Here is a 20,919-nt window from a genome sequence, read left to right as displayed (position 1 = left end):
CATAAAAAAGCCCATTAACGAATTAATGGGCTTTTTTGTGTTTGGATGCTTTATATCTTGATGCATTAAGAGTAATAAAGCCAAACTGTGAGCCACAATTAAGGACTCACAGCCTGATCCAACACTATTTGCTACTTACTTGTTAGCAGCCTGAGTTGCAGCAACTTCAGCAGCGAAGTCTTCTTGCTTCTTCTCGATGCCTTCACCAACTTCTAGACGTTTAAAGCCAAGTACTTTTACGCCTTCAGCTTTTAGGACTTCGCCAACTTTCTTGTCGTTGTCCATAACGTATGGCTGACGTAGTAAAGTTACTTCGTCTAGGTACTTACGTAGGCCACCTTCGATCATTTTTTCAACGATGTTGTCAGGCTTGCCAGACTCACGAGCTTTCGCTTCGATGATGTCTTTTTCGCGTGCCAATACGTCAGCAGCAACATCTTCGTCATCTACAGCAACAGGGTTGAATGCAGCGATATGCATAGCAAGGTTTTTACCAGTGTCAGCGTCGCCACCTTCAAAAGATACCACTACACCGATACGCAGACCATGACGGTATGCAGCGATGTTAGCACCTTCAAGTGTTTCAACACGGCGAATCTGGATGTTTTCACCGATTTTCTGAACTAGTGATACACGTGCTTCTTCAACAGTCTGACCTTCGCCATAAGACAATTCAGAGATAGCAGCAACGTCAGTTACGTTGTTTTCTAGCGCAAGGTTAGCAACTTTTTCTGCAAATGCAGTAAAGCTATCATCTTTTGCAACAAAGTCAGTCTGGCAGTTAACTTCTAACAAGAATGCTTTGTTTTCGCCTTGAGCGATGATGATAGCGCCGTCAGCTGCGATGTTACCCGCTTTTTTAGCTGCTTTAGCTTGACCAGATTTACGTAGGTTATCAATGGCAACTTCAACATCACCGTTTGATTCTTCTAACGCTTTTTTACATTCCATCATGCCAAGACCAGTACGGTCACGCAATTCTTTTACCATTTTGGCAGATACTTTTACTTCTGTCATAAGAGTCACCTTAGTATAGTTATGTATAGGAGTGCTGTATTTCTAAATGCTGTATTTCTATTCGATATCTTGGTATTACTTAAAGTCTAGCAGACAGCTCATTTTGAGTCATTTCTAATATAGCCATCAATGATGTCAAAAAGATAACATCTTAAAAACATAGTGCTATAGCCAGTACGAACGATAATACTCGCCCATTAGCTACTCAGTTATGTATAACGGCCTCATTAATAATGCTCTATTCAATAACAAGGCATGACGAGTAAAACTACATCATGCCTATTATGAGCTTATACGCTGTTCATAACATTATATGGATGCTGATAGCCACACTATCAAGATATCCTTACAAAGTTAAACTTTTTAACTCAGCTATTTACTCTGCTGGAGTTGTAGCTTCTTCTGCAGCTGGTGCTTCTTCAGTAGCAGGTGCTTGCTCAGCTTTACCGCCAGCTTGAGTTTGTGCGTATTCTTTACCAGCGATGATAGCATCAGCCATAGAAGTTACGTACAAAGTCACAGCACGGATAGCATCATCGTTAGCTGGGATGATGTAGTCAACGTTGTCTGGGCTAGAGTTAGTATCAACGATACCGATAACTGGGATACCTAGGTTTTTAGCCTCTTTAATAGCGATGGCTTCGTGATCTACGTCTACAACGAAGATTGCATCAGGTAGGCCGCCCATGTCTTTGATACCGCCTAGTGAACGCTCAAGCTTTTCCATATCGCGGGTACGCTCTAGCGCTTCACGCTTGGTTAACTTCGCAAAAGTACCGTCTTCTGATTGCTTTTCTAGCTCTTTTAGACGGTTGATTGACTGGCGTAGAGTTTTCCAGTTAGTCAGCATACCACCTAACCAGCGATGGTCAACGTATGGCATGCCAGCGCGAGCTGCTTGCTCACGTACGATACCGCTTGCAGCGCGTTTAGTACCAACAAATAATACTTTGTTTTTCTTAGCAGCTAGGCCGTTTACGTAAGTCAACGCTTCGTTGAACGCTTTTACGGTGTGCTCTAAGTTGATGATATGGATTTTGTTACGTGCGCCAAAGATGTATGGACCCATTTTTGGGTTCCAAAAACGTGTTTGGTGACCAAAGTGAGCGCCTGCTTGTAGTAAGTCGCGCATTTCGATTTTGGTTGGATTCTTTGTAGCCATGAGAATATATCCTATTGGTTGGGTTATGCCTCCACATCACAAAAACAGCCTATTTAGCGACACGCATCTGCTACCAGTTAGTTTTCATTAGTAAAGCACTAACAGATCACAAATTAATCAAGTCGCCAAACACCCAGCAATTTTTTGCCATGATGTGTGTGTCATTGGTTGGTTTAAAAAAAGAAGCTATCGCTAGATCGAAGCAAATGCCTAAATCTAAACTATAAAGTGAATTATAAAAAATAGCTGCGCTGTATTTTATCACATAACGTCTTGAAATCTCCAGCAGTTTGTTTGTAGCGTATCAATAAGATAAAAACAAACTATGGCGATAATAAAACAAAAAAAAGCGACACATTTGCATCGCTTTTTTCATGATTGTCTTTTTAACAGCTATTTTTCAAGCAGGGTTACCGCCGTCACTCTTTTATAGTTATCACTCGTTTACAGAGTGATTGACTATAACTTATGCAATGCAAATACCAATGACCGCCTTGTAACCACGCCACGTAAATGGTGTGATGTAGCTTTGACGATCTTTAGGTAAATAAGACACGCTTGGCGCACTCTCTACAATGTGCGGCGGAGAGATAATAAACTCTGAACCAAACTCTGTCCGAGCGTTACCTGAGATTGTATTGGCCATTTCACCCAACAAATCTTTCATCATCGTGATTGAAGAGTCAGGCTCGCCCATCACTTTGATGACTTCTCGCAACATCACGCTTGGTGCACTGACATAGACGCAGCCCTCTAAAGGCCCTGATATCTTAATGACACCGCTATAGTCAAAGCCAATCGCGCTTTTGTTGTTGTTCAAGTAAGGGGTATCAATTGACACTTCCGAGCCATCGATTTGCGCAAAAAACGCATTGATCGAGCTTAGAAACACACCCAATTTTTCTACTTTAACCATAATATATTAATATCCATCTGTATTACGTGGCAGCATTAATCTTGCAAACAAACCACAATCTCGCCTACTTGAGAATGCCAAGTGATGGGGATAATAAAAGAACGCTCATCGTTCGGCAATACAATACTTTGCGGCGCACCTTTGAACACAAATGGTACAGAGATATGAAACTCTGAGCCAAACTCTTTGCGTGCATTGCCTGCGATGGTATTGGCCACTTCCCCAGCCAGATCTACATAGTTCTCTTCACTTTTATCGGTCTCGCCCATGCTGTCTAAGATTGAAGACAGCAAGTCACGCGTTGCCGAAAAATACACCACGCCTTTTTGGCCACCAGATATACCAATCACGCCCGTATAATCGTGGACTTTTGGCTGTTTGTTTTCTAGTAAGTAAGGAGTATCAGCAATAAGCTCTTCTCCACCAAACTGGTCAAAATAATTACTAATAATACTTAAAAAAATCTGTAGCTTTTGCTCTTTCATAATGACATCTGCTTTGGTCGATGAATGGTATTAGTCTTGCATCAGCTCATACAAAGACTCTACAAGCTCCTCTTCCGAAAAAGGCTTGCACAAAAAGCCGCTGGCACCTAACGACAGTGCTTCAATGCCGGTGGCTTTATCCGATAACGCTGATACAACCAAAATGCGTACTTCAGGATCAATCGCGATGATTTTTTCAATACACTCTAGCCCATCCATTTGTGGCATGGTTAAGTCCATGGTGATCACATCAGGACGGTGGACATTGAACTTTTCGATGGCTTGAACGCCGCTGGTCGCTGTTGCAACCAACATGAACTTTCCTGAATCGTATGCGCGCTGAATACGGTTTCTAATAATATTTGAATCATCAACAATCATTAACTTATGCATAACTTATCTACTACCTTTAATGAAGTGCTTGTCGTCCCTGACAATATAATTACTATTTTGATTAAGCTTTAGGTAAAGTAATGACAAACCGTGTCATCTGACCTAGCTCGCTATTTACGTTAAGCTTGCCATCATACTCTTTTACTTTTGCTTTGATGATATCAAGTCCAACACCGCGGCCACCGTCTTCATCTGCGTGCTCTTTGGTAGAAAATCCAGAAGAGAACAGCTGTTTGAGTAAGTCGCCTTTGCTAAGCTGATTTGCCTCTTCCGTACCGAAACGACCTTCTTGAATCAGCTTATTACGGATGTTGTCATAGTTGATACCCTGTCCGTCATCTTGCACCACCAACATAAAGTTTGAACCGTTGTCTTGCACTTCTAAATCAATGGTCCCAACGTCAGTTTTGCCAGCAGTATGACGCACACTTGGCGACTCGATACCATGGACTACCGCATTACGTAGCAACTGAATACTGATTTCTTTGATTGGCTTTGCAAGATGCGCCGGAATGCTGGTTTGGGTCAGCGTCGTACTTTTTAGCTGTACTCGCTTGCCTTGTCTTGCAGCAATTTCTTTTGTAAATTCATTGTAAAAAGACAATAAATCGTCATCTGCTTCATTGTCTAAGTCGATATCTAGCCCACCATCGAAGTCAGCATTGCTAGCTGCATGATCTGCTACTGGATTTTGAGTAGCGACTGATGCTTGTACGGTTGACGCCTTAGCTGCTGACGGTGCTGAGCGGTTGATACGCTCACCCAACGTCGCAATCGTGTTCGATAAGCTAAGCAAATCATCCAAATGTACTGCCAATGGCAAGAAGTCATTACCAGACAACTGACCTTGGTTTTGTAATGCATGTAACTTGTCTTCAGCATCAGAAGCAATCTTTGTAAAGCTATGTAGTTTTAGTGCTGATGCTTCACCTTTTAAGCTATGCATTTCACGATAAATAGCTTTCAATTTGCCTTCAAGCTCGTATTGTGAGCTACCAGGATTTTTCAAGATATTATTCATTTTCTCGATATGCGCTTGTGTATTACCAATAAACTCATTAATAATCTTTGGATTCACATTCAAGATAGTCGTTAACATCTCAATCTGCATATCGTTTTGTGAACGCTCTTTTTCTAGGCGCTGTTCTAAGTAGACTGCATCTGATACATCGTTCACGTTGACCAAGATACGGGCAATGTCTTTATTATCATAAACACGTGAGAATTTAAAATCTAAGAAGCGATTATCAAGACTCTTGTCTTCAGATAGGTTATGTAGCATGACCTTGTTTAACGGGTTAAGTGAATCTACCAGTTTTTCTTTCACTCGAGGGTTATAGAGCTGCTCAATGAATTGCTGTGTGGTCTTGAGGTCTTTATCAGAGATACGACCGCGCAAGACATTGGTAAAGTTTTCCCCTGCTAAGCTATCAGAGCCGATGATATTGTTCAGCGCGCGAGAATGCTGTTGACCAATATTCAAGTCCTTATCAAGTAGGAAAAGACCTGTATTTACCGTTTCCATAATCTCTTGCGTTTCTTGACGAGCGGCAGATGCTTCAGCATCCGTCTCACGTAGACGACGTACAAAGAAGAATACGAAAATTAGGAAGTAGGTAAAGATAGCGGCAACACCAAGTACCTGAATAAGACGAATGGTAGTTGCTTGACGTTGTGCACTATCGAACACGTCTTTTGTCAAATTATCCAAAGAATCGTTAATAAACAAACTTGATGTTTTCGCCTGTTCAACGGCCTGCGTCAATTCATCAGCAGACGTTACCATGATATTATCAGCATCTTTTAGATATGTTTGAATTTTGGGCTCTAGCGCTTTCCATTGCTCATTGGCCGCAGCAATATTGGTTTGTGCTTTACCATCAATTTTTGGCAAGTCATAGCTATTACCTTCTGCATCTGTAATTGTACTGCCTTGCTCAATAGCAGCAATCGAGCTAGTGATTAGCGCAGTATTTTGTTCTAAACGGCTTAGCACTCGTTGTATGTGCGGAGAGTTAGTATCCTCACCATAACTACTGTCTAAATCGAAAAGATCTTTAATTACTGCCTGTGCACTGTTTGCAACTTGGTTAGTTTGGTCAATTAAAGCCGTGTTTCGTTCTAATAAATTTGAGGTATAAAACGTGAACGCAAGCAAAGCACCGATTAGAGATAAAAATAGTGCAATTGAAATAATCAGACCTTGATAGCGCTTATTGTCAACATTAGGTACGGTTGCCATCTTCAGAATTCCTTAGTTCAATTGCTTAGTATTGGTGTCAGAGTCGCTCTTTTCAGCAGGGTCAGCTTCACCCAACCAGCGCGCCTCAATTTCTTTAAATGTCCCTTTTTCTTTTAGTTTGGCAATACCTTCATTAACCGTTTTGATAAGCTGAGTATTTTCTTTTGCCATGAGCACCACTTGCTGGGCTGAAGGCGCATCTGCAGCTTCATAGGGTACAATTTTCACTTTATGCTCAGGATAGCCTTTGACGATATATTGTAAGACTGGCATATCGTACAAGAAGACATCTGTATTACCTTGAACCAAATCCTGATACGCCAAAAATGCTGTAGGTCTTGAAATTAGCTCAACTGAACTGCCCATCTCTTTTAGCGTGTCTTCTTCTTTAGAGCCTTCTAACGTACCTGCTTTTAGACCTTTTATATCGCTTAAGCCTTTTATATCAAACTTACCTTCCAAATACATGATAGTAGCTGGGTTGAAAAAGTATGGTGTTGATAGACCATATCTCACTGCCCGATCGTCTTTGTAAGAAATACCAGAAATCGCTAGATCACGCTTTCCTGATTCAACGCTATCGAACATATCTTGCCAAGTTTCCTTATAAAACTCGACTTTGAATCCCTGCTCTTCACCAATAGCACGAATTGAATCAACATCAGTGCCTTGCATATTGCCATAGTCATCTTGGAATGAAAAAGGCGGCAAATCACCAGTCATGGCAACTTTCAATGTTGGCGCTGTATCAGGTAGCTTACTCACAAAGCTATCTGTGTTTTCCTTTACTGGTGCGTTTGCACTTTCTTGAGTAGCAGAATTACCACAGCCAAATAGGCCAACACTCAACAAAATCGGTAACGCTCGATATAACTGCTTCATAATCTATCCTTGAAACCTAACGTTGTTTTACATTTTAATTAATTGACAATCTAGCAAGGTTAAGCAATGTCTATACATATTCACTTACAGAAAGTTACGCTAGATAGTACTTGTCTAATTTCATGATTGCAATAATTATGTTTGGTCATTATTTAAGGTAAGCTATATATAGCAAAGGCTGCATATAACTATAAAAAACATATACTTGTTTATAATCAATAAATTCCATCATATAAAATATCTATAAAATCTAATTTTGCTCTGAAGAAAAATATATAGAGTGCACAAAAAAGCACTCATACGCTATGAACGTATGAGTGCTTTTTAAAATACAGCTATCTTAAAATCGAAACGCTTTTACTCTGCGTCATCCAAATTGAGATTACGATCAATTTTCCAAATCAGGAAGGAACCGAGACTCATTAATGAGAACAGGGCAATACCAACCTTGAGGACTGGATTGACTGGAAACAGGTTCAATAATAAACCACCAAAGATACCGACTGAAAACATCAACGAGCCTTGTAGTGCGCTTGCCATACCAGCACGGCGCTTCTGAAAAGCGAGCGCAATTGCAGAAGCATTGGGCTGGGTCAGCCCCAGTCCTGCGATACAAAAGAAGATACAAGCCAGCACTAGTGGTAGCCAAGCATCGGTCCCTAAAAGCAAGCCAGTCACGAATAGCACACCCGCAGAGATAACCTGCATCATCGCCCCAAATCGTAAAATACTTAGTATTCGAAAGCGATTGGTAAGCCATTGGTTAAGCTGAGTCAAACCTACAAAACCCGCCGCATTCATTCCGAACAACCAAGCGAAATGTGTTGCTGAGACGCCATAAGTATCCATGATTAGCTCAGAGGCCGAGCTGATATAGACAAACATTGCTCCCATTAACAAGCCGCCACCAATTGCTGGATAGTTAAAAGTCGGGTCTTTTAATAAATCCCAATATTGACTGAGCACTTCTCTTGCAGGACGTACGTTACGGTTTTCTTCGGTCAAAGTTTCAAAAAAGAAAAACTTAGTAAGTAGCAAGTTGAGAGCACCAAATGCAGCTAAAAACCAAAAGATAGAGTGCCAATCAAAAAACTGTAAGAATAGCGCGCCAAGCGATGGTGCCAATATGGGTGCTAAGCCCATTACTAAAATCATGATGGAAAAAGCTTTCGCCGTTTGTTTTGCAGTGAGGCGATCTCGAATTGCGGCACGAGTAACTACTGCACCGACGCACGCGCCCAACGCTTGTAAAGTACGGCCCGCAAACAGTACGTACTCATTATCAGTGGTCGCACAAAGGATAGAAGCGATAACGTATAACGTCATACCTATATATAAAGGTTTGACACGGCCAACACGATCACTAAAAGGTCCGTAAAATAGCTGCCCAAATACCAAGCCCAAAAAGTATGCAGGGACAGAGTTGGCCATAAAGGCCGTTGAAACACCGAAATCATCGGCCATCGATGGCAATGCTGGCAGATACATATCAATCGATAATGGGCCTACCGCAACCATCAGCCCAAGCATCATAATCCATGCAACAGGCAAATCAGCAGAGCGCACTCGCTCAGAAGCGATAGGTTTGTTTGGAAGGGAGGGTTTTGAAGCAGACATATTTAGACCGTTTTATATAGTGGCTATTATTTTTGATATTTTATTTTTCGACGTTTAATTGCTTGCACGTGTTGTTAGGTAGGCTTTCGTCATTTTACTGGCTTATCCAGTAATCAAAATAGATAACTTTAACAACAATAGTGCATCTTTACCCACATCGGTGCAAGCAGACAATGCTATATCGTGCTATCTGCTTGCATTTCAATGGCTATAAGATATTGGCGAAACAACCGTTAACAATTAAAAATCGTCAAAATAATTATCAAAATATGTCTAATTTTCTTAGATAGCAATTTTTTTTATCAGAATGAATCAAACGAAAATAACACTAGAAAATTTACTGATAGCAAAAATTTAGCGGAATTGGCGTTTGCCAAATAAGGTGCTGGCCTGCTTTGCTTTTCTGAGGGCAAGTTTACGATTACGACCAAGCATCATTTTAAGCTGCCATGCTTTTTCTTTATACAAAGTCTTAGCAGGTTGATCATACATCGCATTTATCACGCGTTTGCTTGCTAGCACTGCATCAGGAGAGCGCTCTGCGAATTCGGCAGCAAGCTTTTGTGCCTGTTCAAGAGGCGCTTCACTACAGTGGCTAATCAAGCCTAACTCTTTGCCTTCATTAGCATCGATGATACGAGCGCTCATGGCGAGCTCTTTTAGAGTATCTTCTCGTAGGACCCCAAATGCTGATTGGGTCAGCCCCATGTCTGGCACTAACCCCCATTTAGCTTCCATAATAGATAACTGACAATCAGGATGGCTGATACGTACGTCACAAGCCAACGCCAACTGTAGTCCAGCGCCGATACAGTATCCTTCCAACACCGCTATGACAGGTACTGGCAGATCACGCCATACCAAGCATACTCGTTGGAACGCACTTTGCCATGGTTTAATCAATTCCCAAAGCGCAAATGCTGTGTTTTTTGGATGATTTAAGTCTCCTAAATCAATACCTGCACAAAACGTCCCCTCTGCCCCATTTAGAATGACTGCGCGTATGGTTCTGTCCTTGCTAATGCGACCTGCTAGCTTAATCAGCTCATTGATTACCTGAAAGCTCATGGCATTTTTTTTATGTGGACGATTTAAGGTAACCGTCAGTATGTTGTCTGTAATACTAACTTGTAAGGTCTCATACTGGTAACTTGCAATCGCGTTCATAACAATCCTTATTAATGAATAAAACATATATGGTTCTAATATTCACAATATTAGCAGGCTTGTCTTTGTTGTACCGTAGTAATAACTGACTGCCACGATACTATAGTCAGTTTCATATACAGCAGACACAGAGTACCTAGTTGATAGCGATAAGCAAATCTAACAAGATTACCTATCGCTCTCTGAATCTGAATGATTTTATCTATTTTACCTTACCGTCAACTTATATCATTTTCCATGTCATGTCATTTTCGCTCAAGCGATGATAATTAAGCTGCGGATAAGAAGATAAATCCACCTTTTGCAAGTTGTCTAGCGCCGTTAGTAATGCCTCGTAATATGGCTCAATCATTGCAAACTGCACAGGTGTCGTATGCTGTACATTCAGCAGGCATTTATCTTCTAAATCTTGGCTAGCCTGACGCAATTGTGGTACACCTGTATATCGACTACCGCCCAATATACGATGGGCAATTTGTGCCAGCATATTTCGGTCATGCGCTTCCCATGCCTGAATGAGTGCCTGTTTTTCATCATTGATAGTATCGATCATCATGATAATCAGCTTGGCCGCCAATTCAGGTTTGTTCGCTGAACGAGTGAGCGCATCTTGCCAATCTAAAATGTTTGAGGTATCACTTTTGCTTATATTGTTGTTGCTAAGGTCATTATTGATTTGCTCGTGCAAAGTCGTATTATCGTGAGCTGTTCTATCTTGAAAGCTTTGGTCTTGAGAGCTTTTATCTTGAGAGCTTTTATCTTGAAAGCTTTTATCTTGAGAGCTGTCGATAGACTTTGTTGTTGATTGTAGTAGTGGCGACTGACCTTGTTTTTGTAGACGTAAGCTCTCATAGCGTGGCTGAATATCGCGCGCAGTATCTCGTCTATAGCCTTCACGAGGCTGGCTATCACGCAGATAATCATCACGGATTTTTTTCAGGGATAGTGGACGGGTAATTTTTGGCTCGCTACTGACAGAAGTACTATTACGATCTACCCCGTCTCCTCTTATTATTGGATAAGTAGCGGTTAATGTATCTGAAGACATATCTGAACTGGCTTGAGTCTCTTGCCCATTTACATTGTTGGAGAGCAAGTCGTTCGATAAATCATTATCATTGATTGAGTAACCACGCAGCGAGTCAATAGCAGTTAGCTCAGCCTCTGATGAGTCGGTACAATTTACGTTAGCACCTTGTACATTAGCATCTTGTAAATTATCACCCTGCAAATCAGAATTCTGTAAGCCAAAGCTCTGCAAATCTGTATCAGGCAGCGCGGTCAATTGTGGTGTAGTACTCTTACGACCAAGCCATTTCTGTAGCACTTGCAATAACTGCGGTTGGCTAATCGGTTTGCCAACATAGTCATTGATACCGCTAGCTATAAGTTTGTCACGTTCATCTGCCAACCCATGCGCGGTCAGAGCGATAATAGGGATACGACTATCCGCATTTTCGATATTTCGAATCTGCTTAGCTGCCTCGTGTCCCGACATCCGCGGCATTTGAATATCCATGAAGATCAGATCAATATTGTCTTTGTCTTGCGTAGCCGCTTTATCATCAGCGCTCGTGTCCTCATGATAAAACGCGCTATTTGTTTTCTTATTTATCTCATCACGTGTTTCTGCTTTAGAGAGTTGTGTTTTATTCGATAGGCTTTGTTTATCGCTCTTGGCAGTTTTAATATTTTTGGTTTGTTGTTTACTGATAATTTCAATAGCATCAAATCCACTACTCGCTGTGACTACCTGAATACCTAGCTCACTCAATAGAGCATCAAGCACTAGTAAATTGGGCAAATGGTCATCAACTGCCAGTACAGTGACCCCTTTCCAGCGTGGTTCCTGCAGGCTTTGCGGCGTACTACGGCTTTGAGTATCGAGCATCGCATAGAGTTGTCTTTTGTCTAATGGTTCGTACAGTATATTGGCATGATAGCGGTTTAGCAGTGCTTGATCAGCCGCCACTTGATAGCCAAACACAGCAAGCTTGCCTTGATAATGCAGACGAATTTGCTTGAGGAGCGCCATCATATCGTCTTGCGTGTCATCATCAACGATGACCCAATCCCAATAATTACCATGCTCTTTTAATGACTCAAGCACACCCGGTAATGAGTTGGCTTGAGTCAATTTAATCGGTAAATATTGCAGGCTGGCCTTGAGTACTTGTATGGAAGCGGTATGATTAATCCAAACCAGTACATTAAATTCATCGGTCTCGCTTGCTAGTGGCGCCAATACTGGCAATTCAATCGTCTGCCCTGTGGCTGCCTCTAGCACGTCGACATGGGCTGGCATGCGAAACCAAAACGTCGCACCTTGATTGGCAATATTTTCTTGAGCATTATCATGAAACCCAATATCACCGCCCATCAAGCGTGTTAACTGTTTGGAGATAACCAGACCCAACCCTGTACCGCCATACTGACGTGTGATTGATGGGTCGCCTTGGCTAAAGCTTTGGAACAGCATTTTTTGATCTGCCAGAGAAATACCTTTACCACTATCTTGCACACTAATCATCAGATAATTATCACGGTGGTCATCTAAGCTAACACGCACCACCACATCACCACTATCTGTGAACTTAATGGCATTACCAACGATATTGGTCAATACTTGCTTAAGACGTAGGGCATCGCCGTTGATGCGCATCGGCACATCATTGTAAAAAAGCACCGCCATGCGTAAACCCTTCTCCGCAGAGACCGGAGATAGCATATCGACCACATCATAAATAGTGTCATAGAGATCGAACTCATGGCGATCCAATACCAGCTTGCCTGCTTCAATCTTAGAAAAATCTAAGACATCATTTACCAAAGCGAGCAAATGTGCTGAGGACTTACGTATGGTCTGTACATACAAGTCCTGCTCAGGATTAAGCTCACCATGACGTGCCAGCAAATTAATAAAACCATCGATACTGTTCAATGGTGTGCGCAGTTCATGACTGATATTGGCTAAAAATGCAGACTTGGCTTGGCTGGTTGAAATCGCTGCATCACGTGCATTTCGAATAGAGATGTTTTGCATCTCCATCTCATCAAATGCCAAACGTAAATCATCTTCAGTCTGCTCGGCATGGTCTTTGAGCTCTTGAAAGCTTCTATGCAAGCGGCGCAATGTTCTGACTAGATCTTGCTGTAATAAATTCAGCTCGCCATCTGACTCTACTGGTACAGGTTGGTATAAATTATCAACATGGGTACGCTGTAACTGCAAACGCAGCTCATAAATAGGGGCGATCCAACGTTTCGAATAGATATTTAAACTCAGTAGTAGAATCAAGATAGTAAACAAACCAGTAATCACTAACGCCATCGCAATACGGTAGCGTGCAATATAGAGCGGCTCATTATCCATATCGACGAGCAGCCACAACGTTTGCCCTTCAAATTCTCCCAATACACTGCCATACGCTGTGCCTACAGGCGTTGGGCGTTGTGACAAAAAGCTTGCGGAATCACTGATTAGCGGCCATTCTTCATTGAGACCATAACCGACTGTTGCCAGTATTTGATTGCCTTCATTAATAATAGCAATGCGCTGTACATGCTGCTCGGACTGCATACGTCCGAGCTTATCTTGGATACCTTCTAACGTCGTCATTGCCGCTTGCTGGGTCCTCTCAGCACTACTCCCTACTTGTTGGCGCTCTTGTTCTAGTAGCTCAGGAATCAGTTCAGCTATGACTGGCGTATAACGAATAAGTACCGCTTCGGCCAATACTTCTTGCTCAGAGTCGCTTGCACGCATGGTTTCGTGAAATACCAAAATGCCGCCTACTGCTGCCAATACACAGATAGGCAAAAACACCAGTATGATCAGCTGACCATAAGCACTACTGGTATCGAAACGTTTTTTATATGCCATGCTAGGTTTACTCTCTACTAAGGTTCTTGCCGTGAATTTTTGTGATAATGTCAGTATTCGTGATACTTGCAGCGCGTCATATCAGAGCATCTGGGTAAGGCGCTATTTTTAATAAAGCCACTGAACGTTAATAAAGTAACTGATTTTGACGAGGCAACTACTATACAGCTCAAGATTATCTTAACAGGATTCTCTAAGTTCTGGTTAGGCATTCCATGTGATAAATAACGCTATAACTGAGTGCCAACTACTCTGTATCAAAGAGAATATGGCTTTCAGCAATGGTCCTACTTTTGCAACCCTCAACGTAACATTGACATTGACCTAATACAGTGACTATTAATCCTTGATGCGATAAGCGCAGCTGAAAACAAAATGATATAATAAAGCCACTTTTTATTTACCACAATATATCGCTCATAGTCATAACATATGAGAGCGCACTCTAATGCCTTTCGTTTTTAGCTCGCTTATCACCGTAAACCTATAACCCAAGCGACTGTCTAAAATTATGATCAAACAATAAAAACAGCGCTTCCATCAAAAACAAGCCATTAAAAACATATTTAAAAAATAGAAAAGGATACTTTATGTCCACTACGGCCATGTCAAATGCTAACTTCATTACTCAAATTACTACCCTCGCTGATTGCGTTGGTCAAACGCCGCTGGTACAACTTCAACGCCTGCCTGAGCAAGAGCACATTGCCAATGGTGCCACAGTACTAGCTAAGCTTGAAGGCAATAATCCAGCGGGTTCTGTAAAGGATCGTCCTGCTTTTAATATGATTTATCAAGCAGAACAACGCGGTGATATCAAGCCTGGTGATATGTTGATTGAAGCCACTAGTGGCAATACTGGTATTGCATTGGCCATGGTTGCTGCGATGCGTGGCTACCCGATAACGTTGCTGATGCCGACCAACTCTACCCAAGAGCGTAAAGATGCCATGATTGCCTATGGCGCAACGCTGATTGAAGTAGACGAAGGTATGGAAGCTGCGCGTGATTTGGCATTACAGATGCAAGCAGATGGCAAAGGGGTTGTATTGGATCAGTTTAATAATCCTGATAATAGTCAAGCACATTACCTGACTACAGGCCCTGAGCTATGGGCACAGACCGAAGGTAAAATTACGCATTTTATTAGCTCGATGGGCACGACAGGTACGATTACCGGTGTGTCACGTTATTTAAAAGAGCAAAATCCAGACGTCAAAATCATCGGCCTACAGCCTAACGAAGAAGCATCTATTGCTGGTATTCGCCGTTGGCCAGCGGCTTATATGCCAGGTATTTTTGATGCAGACTTGATTGATGAAGTGATGGATATCGATCAGCGTATTGCTGAAGTCTATATGCGTAAATTGGCGAAGACTGAAGGTATCTTTGCTGGGGTATCTTCGGGCGCAGCTGCATGGGCAGCGACCCAAGTGGCAAAAGAAAATCCTAATGCTGTTATTGCTTTTATTGTCTGCGATCGTGGCGATCGTTATTTATCAACGGGTTTATATAACGTTGACGATAGCAATACGGATAACAGCGCAGAAGTTAATTAATGCATAAGCAATACCATTTAGTATCGTTAATTTAAAAAAAGTGCAAAGCGGCCAAGTGCAGATGTAAACGTAATACTTCAAGCAAGGTCAATATTGTCATTCTTTCATAATGAATTAACTATCAGCTCATAAATAGTCAGGATTATCTATGTCACAAGCGCTACCATCCGACCCTATATTGGTTTTTGATATCGAGACTGTTGCCGATGTCGATGCAGCACGCCGTATCTATCCGCAATTGGCCGATCTCAACGATGCAGATGCCTTAAGCGCGCTGACAGCCATACGTACACAAGAGGCAGGGCACGACTTTATGCGCCTGCCACTACAGCGTATTGTCTGTATCTCAGCTCTGTATATCAAGGATGGTAAGTTATCGCTATTTTCTTTGACTGCCGATAAATTTAGTGAAAAAGAAATCCTAGCCAAATTCTTTAGAGCCTTTAACGACATTGAGACATTGCCGCAACTTATTAGTTGGAATGGCTCAGGCTTTGACATACCTGTACTGATATATCGTGCCATGCAATATGATTTGTCAGCACCATGGCTGTTCGAAGAAGGCGAACGTATTAAAAATATGCGCTTTGATAACTATGTTAATCGTTTTCATACACGTCATCTAGACTTGATGGATAGGTTTAGCCAGTATGGTGCTAGTCGCCGCGAAGCCATGGATATCGTCGCAAGTCTGTACGGATTACCCGGTAAAACTGACGTGGATGGCAGCATGGTTGGCGCGCTTGTTAGTAGCGGTGACTGGCAGACCCTATCTATATACTGTGAGTCTGATGTGATGAATACTTGGCTTATTTATTTACGCTGGTTACGTCTAACAGGACAGTTGTCTTCACAAGATTTTGATGCTTGGCAGCAGCAGAGCTATGACTATCTGGCAAAGTATACCCAAGCTGACGGTAGTCCGCGACATCAAGAGTTTATCGCTGACTGGTCATCGGCACCCGAATTATAGAATTCGCATTATTAGTAGTTTTTTATTCCCCTTTTCTAGCTATTTATTATTAAGGCAGGTTTATGCAACCCACCGATTCAAAAACATCTACAGCATCTGATATGGCAGCGCAAAATAGTAACGCTCAAGCGAATGAAGCTCAAACAAACGACACCCAAACGATTGTCATTCCGCCGAGTAAGAAAAAATCAAAGCCATCATCAAAGACACGTCGTCGTCTAAAAGACGCAGAGCCAATTCCATTCAATATTGATGGCTTATCACATGATGGTCGCGGTGTTGCTGTCTATGGTAATGGTTTTGATGTTGCGGAAGGTCATGCTGAAGATAAGCACGGCAAAAAAATATTTGTTAGCTTTGCCCTCCCAGGTGAAAGCGCCTTAGTAAAAATAACCAACAGCCGTGCTAGCTTTGAAGAAGGCGATGCCATTAGTATCACTGCTAACCCAAACCCTGAACGTGCTGTACCACCCTGCCCGCATTTCGGTACTTGCGGTGGTTGTAACTTGCAGCACTGGCAGCCAGATGGACAAATAAATTTTAAACAGTCAGTACTGGCTGAAATGCTGATGCATCAAGCCAACGCGGAACCTGACAATTGGCTCGCCCCTGTGGTCGGCGATCGTCTTGGCTATCGTACCAAAGCACGTTTGGGCGTGCGCTATGTCGTCAAAAAAGAAACCGCGCTTGTCGGCTTTCGCGAGCGTTCAAGTAATTTCTTGGCAGAGCTAAATGAATGTCATATCCTAGATCCACGTATTGGGTTTGAGATTGAAAACCTAAAAATACTTATTAGCACCCTAGAAAGCCGTGACAAGATTGCTCAGCTTGAGCTTGCAATGGGTGAGCAACTGCCAGAACTACCTGATGGCAATCAGCCAGTTGCGCTCATCGTACGTAATTTAGAACCGTTATCAGATACTGATATAGACAAACTAAAAGTATTTTTCGCAGCGCGTAATTGGCAGCTATATTTGCAGTCGAAAGGCGTTGATAGCATCCAACGTATTGCTTTGACAGACGCTGATGATTTGAGCGAGCAATTTGGTCGTTTATATTATCAATTGCCAGAGTATGATCTGACTTTTGAATTTATCCCTACTGACTTTACTCAAGTAAATCTATCCGTAAACCGTCAGATGACCAAGCTTGCCTGTGACTTATTGGACTTAAAAGCAGGCGAACGCGTATTAGATTTATTCAGTGGTTTGGGTAACTTTAGCTTGCCATTAGCGCGCCTCGTTGGCGAAACAGGCTCAGTAGTCGGTGTCGAAGGCAGTGAAGCCATGACCGAACGTGCTGCTGACAACGCTCGTCGCAACGGTATCAACAATACTGAGTTTTATAGTCAAGATTTGACTCAAGACTGTACTGATAAGCCATGGGCCAACCAAGGCTTTGATGCACTGTTGATTGATCCACCGCGCTCTGGTGCTTGGGAGATTATGCAATATTTGCCAAAATTTAATGCTGAGCGCATTGTTTATGTCTCTTGTAATCCAGCGACCCTTGCCCGTGATACAAAAGCATTGTTAGAACAAGGCTATCGTCTGACTCATGCCGGCGTGATGGATATGTTCTGCCATACAGGTCATGTTGAATCTATCGCTCGCTTTGAAAAAGTAGCGGTTTAATATTATTAATCTTCAAAAATGATTAATAGTTAATAACAACTAATAGTTAAACCTGATTAAAGAGACAATTAAGCGTTATTACAATTATCTAAGATAACTCAAAACTTTGATAAGTTTGTGCTAATAAATAACCATTATTTAGCGTAATTGACCCCAGCCGTACAGAGGCTCGCTTGATTTGTCACTTTAAAATGAGATAATAGTAAACAATCTTCCTATGTTTTTGATGATGTTTCCAATCGCTACATAGCAAGCATTTGCACTCATAGCTTTATATATTTTACGCGCATTTTATAGCTGCTAAAAATAACATTTTTAGCAGTTGTATTGGTTTATAGCTGACACTTTATGGATCGTTAATTCAGAGTGTGTGCATAGTAGATGAGGTTATAATCAATTCAAAATAGCTAAGAGGAGTCGGCTATGGTAAAAATTCGTGAAGGATTACCGTTGGTGGATGGACAGACCACGCAGGCCGATAGTGCAACACTTGCGGCGCAACTGGTGGCGAGCCAACGCTCTCATCAGTCAGCCAATAGCTATGCCCAAATTCCCCTCGACATCAAATACCAATTGGCAACTCACAAGCTACATACTACTTTTGATCGCTCAGCCGCACACACTTATCATTTGCATGACCCTCACACTGAAGACGAGTATTTGGATGATACCAATGCGCTATCAAACAAAGAGCTTGAGGCGGTCGACTTGGATCAAGCCAACATCGATGTACCTACTTGGCTAGATAATGTGGCCAAACGTATTGGACAAGAGTCAGTACCCAACCTAAGTGCAGCTTGCGAGTTTATTCGCAGTCATATGAATACCAGTGAATCTGAGCGTTCAGGCGCTTATGTTACTGGTATCGGTATGACCGATATTCTGACCTATCTTTATCAAGATGAAGACGCATTGGTCGCGGCCATGCTGTATCGCAGTGCGCGCAAATCAATCATCAGTCTCGCTGAAGTTGAAAAAAACTTTGGTCCAGATATTTTGACGCTTGTGAAAGATACCCTTGCAATGGGTAAACTGTCGGAGATTATCGAAAGCAACAAGCGCTTAGAAGACCATTTCGTCAATAATCAACGTGATCAGCTATCAAATATTTATAGCATGCTCATCTCTGTCACCAACGACGTGCGCGTGGTACTGATAAAACTGGCTGAACGTACTTTCGCCATGCGTGAGTTGACGTTTTCTAGGCCAGAGCGTCAAACTCGTGTCGCGCGTGAGGTCATGACTATTTATGCGCCATTAGCCCATCGTTTAGGTATTGCACAGCTAAAATGGGAACTCGAAGATTTAGCTTTCCGTTATCTTGCGCCTGATCGCTACAAAGAAATTGCTAAGCTGCTGTCAGAAAAACGTAGCGAACGAGAGTCCTATATTCAGCGCGTACAAGACAAATTAAATGAATCATTAGCAGATGCCAGTATTGAAGGCGAAGTATCTGGGCGCGTCAAACATATCTACTCTATCTATCGAAAAATGAAGCTTAAAGGCTTGTCTTTCGATCAGCTTTATGACATTCGTGCCTTGCGCGTCTTGGTCAATAGCCCTTCTGACTGTTATCACGTTTTAGGCCTAGTACACGGCTTATGGCGTTACATTCCTGAACAGTTTGATGACTATATTACTAACCCTAAGTCCAATGGTTATCGCTCGCTACATACGGCTGTAATTGCAGAAAATAAGTCACTAGAAGTCCAGATTCGTACTCATGAGATGCATTTTGAGGCCGAGCTTGGCATGTGTGCGCACGTTAATTACAAAGAAGGGCTAAAGAACAAGAAAGACAATTATCTGAATCAAAGAATCAGCTCATTGCGCCAATTATTATCCATCAACAATGAGACACGTAATCAACCACGCTCAGCTGTGGTAGCGGGCGAAGAGATAGATGATATTGAGTTTGACGAAGAAGAGCAACTCGTTGATTTTGATGAGCTAGAACGTATTTATATCTTTAGTCGTGACGGTGATATTACCGAACTACCAAAAGGCGCAACCGTTCTCGATTTTGCCTACTATGTGCATACTCAAGTTGGCAACCGCGCGCAGGCAGCTCGCGTCAATCAGCGCTATGTGCCACTGACTTACCAGTTGAAAACAGGTGAGCAAGTTGAGATTATCACTAAGGCATCGCGTGAGCCCAATCGTGACTGGCTGGTAGCATCGTTAGGTTATATTCATACCAATCGGGCCCGTTCAAAACTTCGCCAGTGGTTTAATAAGCAAGACCGTGATAAGAATATTGAAATAGGCCGCCAAATGCTTAGCAAAGAGCTTGAGCGCCTATCTGTTCATCCTAATAGTATTGATTTGAACGACTATATTCAGCATTTTCATGTCAATACGACCGATGACATTATCGTGGGTCTAGTGACAGGTGATATTGGCCTGAATCAGTTGACCAGTCATATCTCTCGTCAGCTACACCTTGAACCTGAAATACCACCAGAGAGCTTTGTACCTCATGTAGATAACCGAGATACAGGTAAGCTCGATGCGTATAAAATCCATATCGATGGTTTGGATAATATTGAAATCAATTTGGCAGGTTGTTGTCATCCTGTGCATGGCGAACCGATAGCTGGCTACATCACTTTATCGCGTGGCGTTAGCGTGCATAATCGAGGCTGCCCAGAGTACTTACGTCTGGTCGAGCGTGACCCTGAGCGCAAGATAGAAGCCGCTTGGCAAGTGCAGACGGGGCGTTATCAACCCGTTGATATTCATGTCGAAGCATATGACCGACGCGGTTTGCTACGTGATTTGACACAGATAATTGATAAAGAAAACGTCAATATTCGCCAAGTTCAAACGTTAAGCAATGACGACAATATTGCTTTTTTAAAGTTCCATATTGAAGTCTCAGGCTTAGCGCATCTATCTAAGTTGCTCGCAAAATTAGAACAGCAACATGGTATTTTGCACGCGCGCCGTGCAGTCGTGTAAATGAAACCTTAAGCCAGTCGTTGTTTAT

Annotated in this window: 14 protein-coding genes; 4 read left to right on the top strand and 10 right to left on the bottom strand. The window is 42.2% G+C overall.

Annotated features, from left to right (window positions below):
- Positions 1–135: 135 nt before the first annotated feature.
- From tsf to JMX63_RS05670, 10 genes are all read right to left on the bottom strand, one after another.
- A complete protein-coding gene (tsf, locus tag JMX63_RS05715) occupies positions 136–1,017 on the bottom strand; it encodes a translation elongation factor Ts (protein ID WP_057758434.1) in 882 nt (293 codons plus the stop codon).
- A gap of 376 nt (positions 1,018–1,393) precedes the next feature.
- On the bottom strand, positions 1,394–2,179 hold the full coding sequence (rpsB, locus tag JMX63_RS05710; protein ID WP_201571511.1) for a 30S ribosomal protein S2: 786 nt from the start codon (positions 2,177–2,179) through the stop codon (positions 1,394–1,396).
- Positions 2,180–2,645: 466 nt separating this feature from the next.
- Positions 2,646–3,095, bottom strand: coding sequence for a chemotaxis protein CheX (locus tag JMX63_RS05705; RefSeq protein WP_057758429.1), 450 nt, complete (start codon positions 3,093–3,095; stop codon positions 2,646–2,648).
- 35 nt (positions 3,096–3,130) lie between these two features.
- Complete coding sequence (locus tag JMX63_RS05700) at positions 3,131–3,580, bottom strand: chemotaxis protein CheX (RefSeq protein ID WP_057758427.1); 450 nt, start codon at positions 3,578–3,580, stop codon at positions 3,131–3,133.
- Between the two features lie 30 nt (positions 3,581–3,610).
- Entirely contained in the window at positions 3,611–3,973 is a 363-nt protein-coding gene (locus JMX63_RS05695) for a response regulator (RefSeq protein WP_057758425.1), read from the bottom strand.
- 61 nt (positions 3,974–4,034) lie between these two features.
- Positions 4,035–6,215: an ATP-binding protein gene (locus tag JMX63_RS05690; protein ID WP_201571510.1), complete on the bottom strand. Its 2,181-nt coding sequence runs from the start codon at positions 6,213–6,215 to the stop codon at positions 4,035–4,037.
- Positions 6,216–6,227: 12 nt separating this feature from the next.
- Entirely contained in the window at positions 6,228–7,097 is an 870-nt protein-coding gene (locus tag JMX63_RS05685) for a transporter substrate-binding domain-containing protein (protein ID WP_201571509.1), read from the bottom strand.
- 357 nt (positions 7,098–7,454) lie between these two features.
- Positions 7,455–8,714: a multidrug effflux MFS transporter gene (locus tag JMX63_RS05680; protein ID WP_201571507.1), complete on the bottom strand. Its 1,260-nt coding sequence runs from the start codon at positions 8,712–8,714 to the stop codon at positions 7,455–7,457.
- 354 nt (positions 8,715–9,068) lie between these two features.
- Positions 9,069–9,881, bottom strand: a complete 813-nt coding sequence (locus tag JMX63_RS05675) for a crotonase/enoyl-CoA hydratase family protein (RefSeq protein ID WP_101204229.1) — start codon at positions 9,879–9,881, stop codon at positions 9,069–9,071.
- A 223-nt stretch (positions 9,882–10,104) separates the two neighbouring features.
- A complete protein-coding gene (locus JMX63_RS05670) occupies positions 10,105–13,764 on the bottom strand; it encodes a hybrid sensor histidine kinase/response regulator (RefSeq protein ID WP_201571505.1) in 3,660 nt (1,219 codons plus the stop codon).
- Positions 13,765–14,369: 605 nt separating this feature from the next.
- On the opposite strand from JMX63_RS05670, the gene cysM reads away from it, so the two are divergent.
- The 4 genes from cysM (at position 14,370) to JMX63_RS05650 (ending at position 20,891) form a co-directional block, all read left to right on the top strand.
- Positions 14,370–15,323 carry a cysteine synthase CysM gene (cysM, locus tag JMX63_RS05665; protein ID WP_201571538.1) on the top strand — a complete coding sequence of 318 codons (954 nt, stop codon included), beginning with the start codon at positions 14,370–14,372 and terminating at the stop codon, positions 15,321–15,323.
- A 148-nt stretch (positions 15,324–15,471) separates the two neighbouring features.
- Positions 15,472–16,296, top strand: a complete 825-nt coding sequence (locus JMX63_RS05660) for a 3'-5' exonuclease (protein WP_057758412.1) — start codon at positions 15,472–15,474, stop codon at positions 16,294–16,296.
- A gap of 62 nt (positions 16,297–16,358) precedes the next feature.
- Positions 16,359–17,930 carry a 23S rRNA (uracil(1939)-C(5))-methyltransferase RlmD gene (gene rlmD / locus JMX63_RS05655; protein WP_201571503.1) on the top strand — a complete coding sequence of 524 codons (1,572 nt, stop codon included), beginning with the start codon at positions 16,359–16,361 and terminating at the stop codon, positions 17,928–17,930.
- 423 nt (positions 17,931–18,353) lie between these two features.
- The gene (locus tag JMX63_RS05650; RefSeq protein ID WP_201571497.1) at positions 18,354–20,891 is read left to right on the top strand and encodes a RelA/SpoT family protein; all 2,538 of its coding nucleotides are present in this window, start codon (positions 18,354–18,356) and stop codon (positions 20,889–20,891) included.
- Positions 20,892–20,919 lie beyond the last annotated feature (28 nt).

Source organism: Psychrobacter nivimaris, from assembly GCF_904846365.1.
GTDB lineage: Bacteria > Pseudomonadota > Gammaproteobacteria > Pseudomonadales > Moraxellaceae > Psychrobacter > Psychrobacter nivimaris_B.
The sequence above is the reverse complement of the archived record's forward strand: the minus strand, read 5'-3'. Positions and strand labels throughout refer to the sequence as shown.